Origin of the sequence: Janthinobacterium sp. CG_23.4 (genome assembly GCF_029892305.1) — a bacterium.
Lineage (GTDB): Bacteria > Pseudomonadota > Gammaproteobacteria > Burkholderiales > Burkholderiaceae_D > Janthinobacterium > Janthinobacterium lividum_D.
Window position 1 is genome coordinate 4,568,002 of the sequence record NZ_JARXUX010000001.1, and the last position, 12,948, is coordinate 4,580,949.

The 12,948-nt window shown below is 57.9% G+C and carries 8 protein-coding genes and 1 pseudogene; 5 read left to right on the forward strand and 4 right to left on the reverse strand.

The features are described 5' to 3' along the window. The first annotated feature begins 99 nt into the window (after positions 1-99). The 4 genes and pseudogenes from dnaA to H4V96_RS20540 all read left to right on the forward strand — a co-directional run bounded on the left by dnaA (position 100) and on the right by H4V96_RS20540 (position 7,167). A complete protein-coding gene (dnaA, locus tag H4V96_RS20525; protein ID WP_010401997.1) occupies positions 100-1,494 on the forward strand; it encodes a chromosomal replication initiator protein DnaA in 1,395 nt (464 codons plus the stop codon). Between the two features lie 271 nt (positions 1,495-1,765). Beyond that, on the forward strand, positions 1,766-2,872 hold the full coding sequence (gene dnaN, locus H4V96_RS20530) for a DNA polymerase III subunit beta (RefSeq protein WP_010401998.1): 1,107 nt from the start codon (positions 1,766-1,768) through the stop codon (positions 2,870-2,872). 153 nt (positions 2,873-3,025) lie between these two features. Continuing rightward, the gene (gene gyrB / locus H4V96_RS20535) at positions 3,026-5,524 is read left to right on the forward strand and encodes a DNA topoisomerase (ATP-hydrolyzing) subunit B (protein ID WP_196857074.1); all 2,499 of its coding nucleotides are present in this window, start codon (positions 3,026-3,028) and stop codon (positions 5,522-5,524) included. Positions 5,525-5,797: 273 nt separating this feature from the next. Further along, positions 5,798-7,167: pseudogene (locus tag H4V96_RS20540) on the forward strand (IS3 family transposase). A gap of 209 nt (positions 7,168-7,376) precedes the next feature. Here H4V96_RS20540 and H4V96_RS20545 read toward each other — a convergent pair. Next, positions 7,377-8,884, reverse strand: a protein-coding gene (locus tag H4V96_RS20545; RefSeq protein WP_280721166.1) for an IS3 family transposase whose coding sequence is annotated in 2 segments (ribosomal slippage) — positions 7,377-8,467 and positions 8,467-8,884 — 1,509 coding nt in all. Because the reading frame shifts where the segments join, the coding sequence is not laid out codon by codon here. A 271-nt stretch (positions 8,885-9,155) separates the two neighbouring features. Between H4V96_RS20545 and H4V96_RS20550 the strand changes: the two genes are divergently transcribed. Then, positions 9,156-10,115 carry a hypothetical protein gene (locus H4V96_RS20550; RefSeq protein ID WP_196857120.1) on the forward strand — a complete coding sequence of 320 codons (960 nt, stop codon included), beginning with the start codon at positions 9,156-9,158 and terminating at the stop codon, positions 10,113-10,115. 233 nt (positions 10,116-10,348) lie between these two features. On the opposite strand, the gene H4V96_RS20555 is transcribed toward H4V96_RS20550, so the two are convergent. Genes H4V96_RS20555 through H4V96_RS20565 form a run of 3 tightly spaced genes read right to left on the reverse strand, consistent with a single transcriptional unit; the run spans position 10,349 to position 12,417 of the window. Continuing rightward, positions 10,349-11,869: an IS66 family transposase gene (locus H4V96_RS20555; protein WP_196857119.1), complete on the reverse strand. Its 1,521-nt coding sequence runs from the start codon at positions 11,867-11,869 to the stop codon at positions 10,349-10,351. A 54-nt stretch (positions 11,870-11,923) separates the two neighbouring features. Then, positions 11,924-12,265 carry an IS66 family insertion sequence element accessory protein TnpB gene (gene tnpB / locus H4V96_RS20560; protein ID WP_280721202.1) on the reverse strand — a complete coding sequence of 114 codons (342 nt, stop codon included), beginning with the start codon at positions 12,263-12,265 and terminating at the stop codon, positions 11,924-11,926. Then, positions 12,265-12,417, reverse strand: a complete 153-nt coding sequence (locus H4V96_RS20565; protein ID WP_196857117.1) for a hypothetical protein — start codon at positions 12,415-12,417, stop codon at positions 12,265-12,267. Before H4V96_RS20565 ends, tnpB begins: the two co-directional genes overlap by 1 nt. Positions 12,418-12,948: the final 531 nt, after the last annotated feature.

The following is a 12,948-nucleotide window of genomic DNA, read 5'->3' on the forward strand; positions in this document are numbered from 1 at the left end:
CGTTACGTGTGGCGAGCCCTCGCGCGACGCCGGCCTTGCAACACGGTGACCGCAGGGCAGAATCGATACGCCCTCCCACACCTTTTCACATAGACATACATGGATAATTTCTGGCAGGCCTGTTCCGCGCAGTTGGAACTGGAGCTGACACCGCAACAATTCAGTGCGTGGATCAAACCGCTTATCCCTCTCGATTACGCAGAGGGCAAGCTGCGCATTGCTGCGCCCAATCGCTTCAAGCTCGATTGGGTCAAGACCCAGTTCGCCAGCCGCATCACTGCCCTGGCCATACAGTACTTCGAAGCGCCCACGGAAGTGCAATTCGTGCTCGATCCGCGCCTGGCCCTGCCGAAGAAGCCCGTCACCGCCAGCACCCCGGCCAGCGATCCGAATGGCGGCGCGCCCAGCGCGCGCGCCGCGGAACCGCAGCCCAGCGTGCCGGAACTGAGCATTGGCGCGGCACCGCGCCGTGAACAGAGCCGCATCAACACCGACCTGACCTTCGACAGCTTCGTCACCGGCAAGGCCAACCAGTTGGCGCGCGCTGCCGCCATCCAGGTGGCGAACAATCCTGGCGTGTCGTATAACCCGCTGTTCTTCTATGGCGGCGTCGGGCTGGGCAAGACCCACTTGATCCACGCCATCGGCAACCAGGTGATGGCCGACAATCCAGGCGCGAAGATACGCTACATCCACGCAGAACAGTATGTTCGCGACGTAGTGACCGCTTACCAGCGCAAGGGTTTCGACGATTTCAAGCATTATTATCACTCGCTCGACATGCTGCTGATCGATGATATTCAATTCTTTGGCGGCAAGAGCCGCACGCAGGAAGAGTTTTTCTATGCATTCGAGGCATTGATTGCCGCAAAGAAACAGATCATCATCACCTCGGATACGTATCCGAAGGAAATCACGGGCATGGACGACCGCCTGATCTCGCGCTTCGACTCGGGCCTGACAGTGGCCATCGAACCGCCGGAACTGGAAATGCGCGTGGCGATTTTGCTGAAAAAAGCCAAGCAGGAAGGCGTGACCTTCTCCGACGACGTGGCTTTCTTTGTCGCCAAGCACTTGCGCTCGAATGTGCGCGAGCTCGAGGGCGCGCTGCGCAAAATTCTGGCGTACTCGCGTTTCCATGGCAAAGACATCACGATCGATATCGTCAAGGAAGCCCTGAAGGACTTGCTGTCGGTGCAGAACCGCCAGATTTCCGTGGAAAACATCCAGAAAACAGTGGCCGACTTCTTCAATATCAAGGTGGCCGACATGTATTCCAAGCGTCGCCCCGCGAATATCGCCCGGCCGCGCCAGATCGCCATGTACCTGGCCAAGGAATTGACACAGAAGAGCCTGCCGGAAATCGGCGAGCTATTCGGCGGCCGCGACCACACCACGGTACTGCATGCCGTGCGCAAGATCGCGCTGGACCGCACCAAGAACCCGGAATGCAACCATGAATTGCATGTGCTGGAGCAAACCTTAAAGGGCTAACAACACCTGACAAAACCTGCTGCGCGACGCGCTTTGCGGCCTGCGATGCTCACCGTGCTCAAGCACGATTGCGCTTCTTTGCCAAAAATCACTGCCGCCCGCTACGGTTTTGTTCGGCGTGAAGCACGACTGGGCAAGACTGGCTCAAAACGTGCTTTACCCTTATCATCTGGGAGGGCACCGCAGCCGGTCTGTCGGGGCTCCCCATGAAAAAATTATTAAATTAATACGTTAAACGTCGTACTGTTCAACCTATACATTGAGGATAAATATGCAATTGGTCAAAACCACCCGAGATACCCTTCTCCGGCCACTGCAGATCGTGAGCGGTATTGTCGAGCGTCGGCACACTATGCCGATTCTGGCCAATATCCTCATCCGCAAAGACGGTGAAAATGTCTCCTTCCTGTCGACCGACACCGAAGTGCAGATCACCACGCACGCACAAATCGGTTCCGGCGCGGACGTCACCGGCACCACCGTGGCCGCACGCAAGCTGCTGGACATTTTGCGCGCCCTGCCCGAATCGGGCGACGTCACGATGACCCTGCTGAACAAGCGCCTGACCGTGCAAACGGGCAAGTCGCGCTTCGCCCTGCAAACCCTGGCGGCGGAAGAGTTTCCGACCGTGCAACAGGCAGAAAGCTACAACGCGTCCGTCACCCTGCCGCAAAAAACCCTGAAGCACCTGTTCAACATGGTGCATTTCTCGATGGCGCAGCAAGACATCCGCTATTACCTGAACGGCTTGCTGCTGGTTTTGGATGGCAATCATGTCATCGCCGTGGCCACCGACGGCCACCGCCTGGCGTTTTGCCAGGTAGCCACCGAGCAGACGTTTGCGCGCCAGGAAGTGATTATCCCGCGCAAGACCATCATCGAACTGCAGCGCCTGCTGGAAGAGAACGATGAGCCGGTCCAACTGGACATCGCCGCCAACCAGGTGAAACTGACCTTTGCCGACATCGAGCTGATCTCGAAGCTGGTGGAAGGCAAGTTCCCCGACTACACGCGCGTGATTCCAAAAGGCTACAAAAACGACTTCACCATCAGCCGCGATGAACTGCTGCGCTCGCTGCAACGCGCCGCCATCATGACGAGCGACAAGTTCAAGGGCGTGCGCTGCATCATCACCCCGGGCAGCATGAAAATCAGCTCGACCAATGCCGACCAGGAAGAAGCCGTCGAAGAGCTGGAAATCGACTATGGCGGCGACGCCGTCGACATCGGCTTCAACGTCACGTATCTGCTGGACGTGCTGAACAACCTGAAGTGCGAATACGTCAACATCGCACTCGGCGACTCGAACTCGTCCGCCCTCATCTCCATCCCGGACAACGCGGACTTCAAGTACGTCGTCATGCCGATGCGGATCTAAAAACCACAGCCGTGACGTAGGTCGGATTAGCGCAGCGTAATCCGACATGCTGAATCGCCGTCTGTCGGGTTACGCCGTTCCGGCTAACCCGACCTACGGTCATCAGCGAGCAGCCCCGAATCAATCAGCAATCGTTATTTGAGAAAGCAGTCCATGTCCGAGAATCCACAAGACACCCCGATCCAGGCCAAAACGGAAGAATACGGCGCCTCCTCCATCCAGATCCTGGAAGGCCTGGAAGCCGTGCGCAAACGCCCGGGCATGTACATTGGCGACACCTCGGACGGCACCGGCTTGCACCATCTGGTATTCGAAGTGCTGGACAACTCGATCGATGAATCGCTGGCCGGCCACTGCACGGACATCCACGTCACCATCCACAGCGACAATTCGATCTCGATCACCGACAATGGCCGCGGCGTGCCGACCGGCCTGAAAATGGACGACAAGCACGATCCGAAGCGTTCGGCGGCGGAAATCGTCATGACCGAGCTGCACGCGGGCGGCAAGTTCGACCAGAACTCGTATAAAGTCTCGGGCGGCCTGCATGGCGTGGGTGTGTCTTGCGTGAATGGCCTGTCGAAATTGCTGAAATTGACCATCCGCCGCGATGGCAAAGTGCATCACATGGAATTCGTGCGCGGCGTGCCGCAAGACCGCCAGATCGTCATGGTCGGCGACATCGCCACCTCGCCGATCAAGGTCATCGGCGAAACCGACAAGCGTGGTACCGACGTGCATTTCTGGGCCGATGAAGAGATTTTCACGCACGTCGAATTCCACTACGAAATCCTGGCCAAGCGCATCCGCGAACTGTCCTTCCTGAACAATGGCGTGAAGATCAAATTATCCGACCAGCGCACGGGCAAGGAAGAAATCTTTGCCTTCGAAGGCGGTACGCGCGGTTTCGTCGAATACATCAACAAAGCCAAGTCGGTCTTGCACCCAACCATTTTCCAGGCCACGGGCGAGCGTTTGTCGGATCAGGGCACGAACATCTCGGTCGACGTGTCGATGCAGTGGAACGATGCCTACAATGAACAGGTGCTGTGCTTTACGAATAACATCCCGCAACGCGACGGCGGCACCCACCTGACCGGCTTGCGCGCAGCCATGACGCGCGTGATCAACAAATACATCGATGAACACGAGTTCGCCAAAAAGGCGAAAGTGGAAATCAGCGGCGACGACATGCGCGAAGGCCTGACCTGCGTGCTGTCCGTGAAAGTGCCGGAACCGAAATTCTCGTCGCAGACGAAAGACAAGCTGGTATCGAGCGAAGTGCGCGGCCCGGTCGAAGAGATCGTCGCCAAGACCCTCGCCGATTACCTGCAAGAAAGACCGAACGATGCCAAGATCATTTGCGGCAAGATCGTCGAAGCGGCACGCGCCCGTGAAGCGGCCCGCAAGGCCCGCGACTTGACGCGCCGCAAAGGTATCATGGATGGCCTGGGCCTGTCGGCCAAGCTGGCCGACTGCCAGGAAAAAGACCCCGCCCTGTGCGAACTGTACATCGTCGAGGGTGACTCGGCAGGTGGCTCGGCAAAACAAGGGCGCGACCGCAAGTTCCAGGCCATCTTGCCGCTGCGCGGTAAAGTACTGAACGTGGAAAAAGCCCGTTTCGAGAAAATGCTGTCGTCGGAGCAGATCACTACCCTGATCGCCACCCTCGGCACCTCGATCGGACCGGACGAATTCAACGTCGAAAAACTGCGCTACCACCGCATCATCATCATGACCGATGCGGACGTCGACGGCGCCCACATCCGTACCCTGCTGCTGACCCTGTTCTATCGCCAGATGCCGCAACTGGTCGAGCGCGGCCACATCTACATCGCGCAACCGCCGCTGTACAAGGTGAAGTCGGGCCGCGACGAGCGCTATCTGAAAGACGATGCCGAAGAAGCGAGCTATATGATGACGGTGGCGCTGAACACGGCCGTGCTGGTGCCGCGCACAGGCGCAGAAGGCATTTCGGGCGAGACGCTGACGGAACTGGTGCGCAAATTCAACCTGTCGAACAGCATCATGACGCGTCTGACGCGCGTCATCGACCGCGCCGCCCTGACGGCCATCATGACGGGCGTGCAACTGGACCTGTCGACCCTGGACCTGGCGCAAACCTCCGCCCTGGCCCTGCAGACGGCCATCAACGACAGCGCCGTGTGCGTGCATGTGCGTTCCGATGATTTGTCGGAAAAACACAAGCTGCACATCGAGCGCATGCATCACGGCAACATCAAAGTGACAGCCATCGACGCCGACTTCGTGCAAGGCCCGGACTACGCCGTGCTGAGCAGCGGCGCCGCCACCTTCGAAGGCTTGATGGGCGAAGGTGCATTCGTGCGCCGCGGCGAAGGCGAGCGCGTCAAGGAAATCGCCGTGGTCGACTTCCATCAAGCCATGCAATGGCTGCGCGACGAAGCCGAACGCACCGTCTCGAAACAGCGCTACAAAGGTCTGGGCGAGATGAACCCGGATCAGCTGTGGGAAACCACGATGGACCCGACCGTACGCCGCTTATTGAAAGTGCAGATCGAAGACGCCATTGCGGCGGACCAGATCTTCACGACGCTGATGGGCGACGACGTGGAACCACGCCGCGCCTTCATCGAAAACAATGCGCTGCGCGCGGGCAATATCGACGTTTAATTCATCGTGGCATACGTAGGGCGCCAAAGTATTTGCTACTGGCGCCACAATTCTGCGACTAAAAACCGCTAGTTTGTGCGACTGACCTATTATTTTCGCTGACGTGGGGCATGAAAATTGTGTCAAGTTAGTGAGCAACTGACGACATGAGGATGGAAAATCCTTGTGTCGGTGGTTCGATTCCGCCCCGGGCCACCAAGAATTCTTTCACGCAACGCCCACTCATGCTGAACTGACCCCAATAAGTTGGACACCAACCTATTGGGGTTTTTCATGTCGAAGTACGCAGAACAGTTCAAGCTGGCAGTGGTCAAGCAATACCTTGCCGGCGCGAGTGGTTTCCAATTCTTGGCGAACCAGCATGGTGTTCCTTACTCCATGGTTCGCAAGTGGGTGGGACTATTTCGCCAGCATGGTGAGGACGGCTTGCGAAAGAAGTTCAGCCACTATGATGCAGACTTCAAGCTTTCGGTATTGCAACATATGTGGGCCAATGACTTGTCTTATGGCAAGACTGCTGCAGTTTTCAATATTCGGCATCATGCCGCCGTGGGCGTATGGGAGCGCTGCTATCATACGGGCGGTATAGACGCCCTCATGCCACGTCGCCGTGGCAGACCCACGAAAATGCCCAGCCCTCCAGACACAAAGCCATCTTTGCCCGTTAATGATTCAGAGCGTACCCACGAGGAGTTGGTCGCAGAGGTGAATCAGTTGCGCATGGAGGTGGCCTACCTAAAAAAGTTGCGGGCCTTAGTTCAATCACAGCAGCTACCGCAGGCGACAGCACGCAAAAAGCGCAAGTAATTATTGAACTAAGGCAGCACTTTCCCCTGGCTGGCCTGCTCAAGCTGGCCGGCTTGGCGCGCAGCACTTTTTACTATCAACAGAAGGCGGCGCAGGTCTGCGACAAGCATCAGGAACTGAAAAAGCAGATTGGCATCATCTTTGCCCTCCATAAGGGGCGCTACGGCTATCGGAGGGTCACAGCGGCGATTCGGCAGCTGGGCGAAAAGGTCAACCACAAGACCGTTCAAAGCATGATGGGCAAGCTCGGTCTCAAGTCACTGGTGCGGCCAAAGAAATACCGTTCGTACAAAGGCGAAGTAGGCCACGCTGCCCCTAACGTTCTGAAGCGGCAATTTGATGCACCATGCGCCAATCAGAAATGGGTCACCGACGTGACGGAATTCAATGTCTCTGGCGAGAAGCTGTATCTATCTCCGGTGATGGACTTGTACAACGGCGAAATCGTTGCATTTGAGACCGCCAGGCGGCCAGCGTTCGAACTGGTGGGTGTCATGCTCAAGAAGGCGCTGGCGAAGCTTAAAGCGGGCGAGAACCCCATTCTTCATTCGGACCAGGGATGGCAAGGCCGAATGCCTGCGTATCAGCGGGCGTTGCGGAACAAGCACGTTGTGCAAAGCATGTCGCGTAAGGGCAACTGCCTCGATAACGCGGCAATGGAGAGCTTCTTCGCAGTGCTGAAATCGGAGTTCTTTTACCTGAACAAATTCAGCAGCGTCGAAGAGCTACAAACCGGCATCAAGAAATACATTCACTACTATAATCACGACCGTATTAAGATGAAACTAAAAGGGCTGAGTCCCGTGCAATACAGAACCCAGCCCTTGGCCGCCTAACAAACTTAACCGTCCAACTTTACGGGGTCAGTTCAGTCAGTTCAATGCTGGTTGGCGTTTTTGTTTGTGCGGCGCAAAGTCCTTGTGTCGGTCCATTTCCAGTACGGCCAGAGGAAGCGCTCACTACCCAATCCCGTCAACACCCATCTCCGAATTTTCTATTAACGACGCACGAACGCGGTAGTTGTCAACAAAGATGTCGCGTCAAGTCATGCAGCTTTTCTTAATTCCTCTGGTGGTTTCCGTTCTGGATTCAGCCAGACTTCATCGTTCAATTCCCAATCCCGCGTAGTCCCGGCCCAGCGCTCAGGATGGCGTTGTTTGGCGGCCTCGTAGACTTGCTTGCGGTATTTTAGGATCGCTCCGTCCCGACCATCATGGCGCTGCGCAGGCGTCACGAATTTCAGGCCGCTGTGCTTGTGCTGATGGTTGTACCACTGCACAAATGACAGCGTCCATTGTCGCGCCTTTTCGATACTTTCAAACGGTTTGCTCGGATAGTTTGGCCGGTATTTGCAAGTCCGGAACAGCGACTCGGCGTAGGCGTTATCGTTGCTCACACGGGGTCTGCTGAACGACGGCATGATCCCAAGCTTTTCCAGCGTCGCCAACATTGTGGAGCCTTTCATTGAGCTGCCATTATCCGAGTGGAGCACCACCTCACGCCCGGCCAGCCCCTCGGCCAAGCTGGCCTTGCGCATCAGCAGCGACGCCATTTCCGCAGACTCGGCGACGTTCACTTCGTGCGCGACGATCTTGCGGCTGTAGACGTCAAGAACCATGTACCAGTAAAGATACAAGCCTCGCACGCTGGTCGGCAGCCAAGTGATGTCCCACGCCCACAAGCGGTTCGGCTCGGTTGCGCAGTGGCTTGTGACGACCCTTGTGCTGGGCTTCTTGGCTCGGCCGCGGTGATGCTGCTGCTTCTCGTCTTTCAATATCCGGTAGACGGTCGATTCTGATGCTAGATACTCGCCCCGATCAGCCAAGGTCGGCACGATCTGGCTAGGTGGACTACTGGCAAATTCAGGGCTGTTGGCAACCTTCACAATCTGCTGGCGTTCCTCTTCGCTCAATTTGTTGGCCGGTGCCACGCGCCGACTGCCTTTGCGCCCGTCCGCCTGACTGCCATCACTGCCCTGCATCCAGCGCTGGTAGGTTCGAAGGCTGATCTCCAGCGCACCACACGCCTGCGCACGGCGACATCCGCCGTCAACAGCTTCTTCAACTAGCGTAATCACTTGCTGGCGATCTGGGGCGCAGATCAATCGTCCTCTGGCTCCCCCCAGATCGCCTGGGCTTTTTTTCTGAGAATGATCAGCGCCGCCGCCTCCGCCAGTGCCTTCTCTTTACGCTGCAAATCCTTCTTCAATTGCTTGATTTCCTTGCGGTCGCTTTTGCCTTGCGCGCGCAGTTCGCGGTGACGCTCGGCCGGCGCTTCATTGGCCTGCTGGCAGGCCTCGCGCCAATCGGCAACCTGCTCGACGAACAAGCCTTTGCTCCTGCAGTATTGAGCCAGTTCGGCCTCGTTCATGCGTGCTGTCTCCAGCACCACCCCAAATTTATCCGCCGACGACCACACCACGGCATTCTTTCCATTTCCCGGCACCGCCACTCCCTGAGATTGTAGATTTCGTCGCCAAGTATAAAGTGTCTGTTCCGAGATACCATTCTCCTTTGCCAAGGCCGATACCGGCCTGTTCTCCGGCGGCATCATTTGCCGAAGGATGGCTTCCTTGCGCTCTGCTGGATACTGATTCACTATACGTCTTTGCTCCGCCCCCGGATGGATTAAAGTGATTCAAGTGACGCGACATCTATCCTGACATAGGGGGAACGCCAGCCTTCCTGAAGAGCGGGATATGCGTGACAGCCATAGTGCAGCAACGGCCAATCTGGCCGTCCCCCAGCACGACGATATTGCCGCACGGATATTCTTGTAATAACATGATTGCTCCGTTATCCACCTACTAAGAATGATCGGTCATATGCCTACCATCGCTGGCTCTCATGTTCCTCCGCCAAAGTCGTGGGATGAATTCGAAGACATTTCTTTATCTGCTGCCAAGCTACGCTGGCAGGGAGCACATTTTTTCCGTAACGATCGTGCGGGTCAGAAGCAAGACGGAGTCGACATTTTCGGGCAGGTCAATAAGGCAACAATTGGTATCCAATGTAAAAATACCATCGGCGGAATTTCCGAAAATACGGTATTGGCTGAAATAAGGAACGCAGAGTCGTTCAGTCCTCCACTCTCGGCTTTATACATCGCTACCACATCTAGCCGCGATAGCCTGCTTCAAGAAAAGGTACGCATTCTTTCTTTAGACCGAGCCGCAACAGGCAAATTTTCAGTGGATTTGCTATTCTGGAATGATGTAGTTTTTGACCTAGCCAAAGACGAGGAGGAATTCTTCAAGCATTACCCTCAGTTCAGGCACATACAGCCAGCCGCGCCCATGCAAAGTGCTAATGGCCAACCAACTTTTAGCGCGGATGACATGGGAATAGAACGGCACCCTGCTTTGGGGGGAAGAACTATCCCGAGAACTACACTTGCACGTGTTGGCGGATGGGTCACATTTGCCGGTGTCATTGCCCTTCTGTTCACGCTGCTGCCTTCGTTTTTTGGGAGACCTTCAAACTGGACTCCTGCGGCGATGTTGCTCTTCGGGCTGGGTATGACTTTCTTCGCCATTTCTTCTGTGCTCAAGACACGTAGATTCGAGCACATACTGTTGCGTAGGTACTACCTTGAATTAAGCAATAGCGATAACCTACACATCAACCGACTTACAGCAACTTGCCCCTGGTGTTCGTCAAGAATGCAACTCCGCAATCTGGGCCCCAAAAATGGCCCTAAAGACGACATCTTTATTTGCGAGCGAAATTTCAAACAACACACCATCCTTTTAGATCGCACGATGTTACCAGCACTGGATCAGTAGAGTCATAGGCGCCTCAATGTCAGAGGGTCGCCGCCTCCAGAGGGATGTATTCACCGCACACCGGCCTTTGCCTGGCTGCCGCTTTATTTGTCATCACCCTCCATCCGAGCGGCTCTACACGCCACAATTGTCCCGCTTGCGCGTGGCGGACGTTCGTAAGCCGTCTCGTTTCTACGCGCCTACCTGTAGTGGTTCAATTGTAAGCGGCCAGCCGCCCCACCTGTACAGCGTGTTCAGCGTTGGGTAGAGTCCGGGAATGGCAACAGCGAGTCGATCTGGCTGTTGGGGCACGTCGGGAGACGTTCCAATACGCTGGCCAGCCAGCGCGCCGGGTCAAGGCCGTTGAGCTTGGCGGTGGCGAACAGGCTCTGGATCGCTGCGGCGCGGCGGCCGGCGCGCTCCGAGCCGGTGAACAGCCAGTTCTTCTTGCCGATGGCGATCGGACGAATGGCGTTCTCGACCGGATTGTTGTCGATCGGTAGCGTACCCGAGCTGGAATAGCGCTCTAGCGCCGGCCAGCGTTTGAGCGCATGTTCGACGGCCTTGGCCGTGCCGCTGCCGACGGCGACGGCACGCTGCGTCGCCAGCAGCCAGGCATGCAGTTCGACCAGCGCCGGCATCGCCAATTGCTGGCGTAGCGCCAGGCGTTGTGGCGGATCGAGTCCCGCGCCTTGTTGCTCGATCGCGTACAGCGCCGCGATGCGGCGCAGTGCTTCTTCGGCGACCGGGCTGCCGCTGGCGGCATGCACGTCGAAGAACTTGCGCCGGATATGCGCCAGGCAAGCCAGTTCGGTGGGGCCGCCAGCGAACAGGGCTTTGTAACCCGCGTAGTCGTCCACCATCAGATAGCCGCGCCAGCCCTGCAGGAAGGCGCGCGCATGGGCGCCAGCGCGGCTGGTCTGGTAGTCAAACACGATGATGGGCGGACCACCGTCATGCACGCCGGAGCGGTAAGCCCACAGGTAAGCGTGACGGGTCTTGCCGCTACCGGGGTCGAGCTGGCGCACCGGGGTTTCGTCGGCATGCAGGCAGGCCTGTTGCAGCAACAGCTCAGCCAGCCGGTCGGCCAGCGGCTGCAGGGCCACGCCGATGCGCCCGATCCACTCTGCCAGCGTCGAGCGGGCCAGCGGCACGCCCTGGCGGGCGGCGATCTGTTCGATCCGGTACAGCGGCAGATGATCCAGGTATTTGCAGGCCGCGATCCACGCCAGCAGGCCAACGGCGGCCATGCCGCCATCGATCACGGCCGGCGGAATCAACGCGGCCGTCACCGTTTGGCACGGACGGCACGCGTACTGTGGGCGAATGTGGCGATGCACGAAGAAACGCGCTGGCTCCACGTCCAGCTGTTCGCTGACGTCTTCGCCGATCTTGACCAGATCGGCACCGCATTGGCCGCACTGGCACGACTCGGGTTCATGGCGGTGCTCGATACGCGGCAATTCTGGCGGCAGCGGCTGGCGCCCGGCGCGCTTGCGACGCGGCTTGGCCGGCGCCTGGCCTTCGAGCTCCTCTTCGATGGCGGCCAGGTCCATGTCGACCGTTTCCTCGAACAGCAGGCGTTGTTCGCCGACCAGCGCCTCGCTGGCCTTGCCGAAACGCACTCGCCGGTAGTAGGCCAGTTCGTGCGTCAGTGCCGTGATCTTGAAGTCCTTCTCGGCCAGCTTGGCCTGCTGTTGCGCGAACAGCGCCTGCACCTGCGCCAGCAAGGCTGGATCGATGTCGGTGCGGGCAAGTTCGTTGAGCAGGTCCATGCCCTGTAGTTTACAGGGCGGGCGTGACGTTTACAAGTAAAACAGATGACGTCGTCACAGTCGCCACTGCGCCTGCGCTGGCGCCGACAGACGCTGCCAGTCCACCCCGGCGACCAGCCAGCGCCATTGCTCGGCGCTGATCTGCCAGCTCGCTGCGTCGGCCTGCGGCCAGATGAACTGTCCACGGTGCAGGCGGCGCAGGCACATCCACACGCCGGTGCCGTCCCAGCACACCAACTTGAGGCGGGTGCGGCGGCGGTTGGCGAACACGTAGGCCGTGCCGTCGCACGGTGGGCGCCCCAGCGCCTGCTGCACGTGCAGCGACAGGCCATCGATTCCGGTGCGCATGTCGACCGCTGCCGTTGCCAGCCAGATCGCCTCGGCGGACAGCTGCATCACAGCGCCCGCATCAGTTCGGCCAGCCAGCTGGCCGGTACATCGCGTGGCAGCGTCAATGTCCAGCCTTGCTCGCTGCGCAGGCTGAGGGGTGCTGCGGGGGCCGGCGCCGGCACAACCCGCACAGGCATCAGTGCCGGCGCCAGCGCCATTTGCCCACCTGATAGCCGCCGAGCCCAGTAACCGACCTGCCGAAACGGGATGTCGTGTTTGAGTGCGAACGCGCGCTGCGACAAGCCACTCGCTCGCCATTGCGCCAGACGTTCTTGCCAGATCTTTACTCGTTCTGAATTGACCACAATCTGCCCTCTCGAAATAACCGAAAGCGCCAGTGTGACGAGGCCGATTACAAATTCATAGGTGGGGCGGCTGGCCGCTTACGTTCAATTACCGGAATAGTCGCTAAGAGTTGGCAGCGACCGTCGAGCGGTCGTTAGAGGGGTTTGTCATCCCGCTGCTCATTGACCACTGCGACTTCGGGTTGTTTGTTTACCCACGCTCCGGCCGCTCGTCCTAGTATTAGCGCAGCACGTCGCATATACCAATAAGCCAAGTTGTTATTCAACTTCTTTTTTGGTGTGAACATGCTCGAAAAGTATAGTCTAGACCGTATCAAAATGACCCGTATGCTATTATTGCAACTCTTGGCGCGATGTTTGCTTTCACGCTAGAGGCGAAAAGCA

Excerpts from the sequence above, each read along its gene's own strand:
- H4V96_RS20555 (WP_196857119.1), bottom strand. The coding sequence starts at position 11,869 with ATGGACCTGCTCAACGAACTTGCCCGCACCGACATCGATCCAGCCTTG.
- H4V96_RS20565 (WP_196857117.1), bottom strand. The coding sequence starts at position 12,417 with ATGGCGCTGGCGCCGGCACTGATGCCTGTGCGGGTTGTGCCGGCGCCG.
- dnaN (WP_010401998.1), top strand. The coding sequence starts at position 1,766 with ATGCAATTGGTCAAAACCACCCGAGATACCCTTCTCCGGCCACTGCAG.
- gyrB (WP_196857074.1), top strand. The coding sequence starts at position 3,026 with ATGTCCGAGAATCCACAAGACACCCCGATCCAGGCCAAAACGGAAGAA.
- tnpB (WP_280721202.1), bottom strand. The coding sequence starts at position 12,265 with ATGCAGCTGTCCGCCGAGGCGATCTGGCTGGCAACGGCAGCGGTCGAC.
- dnaA (WP_010401997.1), top strand. The coding sequence starts at position 100 with ATGGATAATTTCTGGCAGGCCTGTTCCGCGCAGTTGGAACTGGAGCTG.
- H4V96_RS20550 (WP_196857120.1), top strand. The coding sequence starts at position 9,156 with ATGCCTACCATCGCTGGCTCTCATGTTCCTCCGCCAAAGTCGTGGGAT.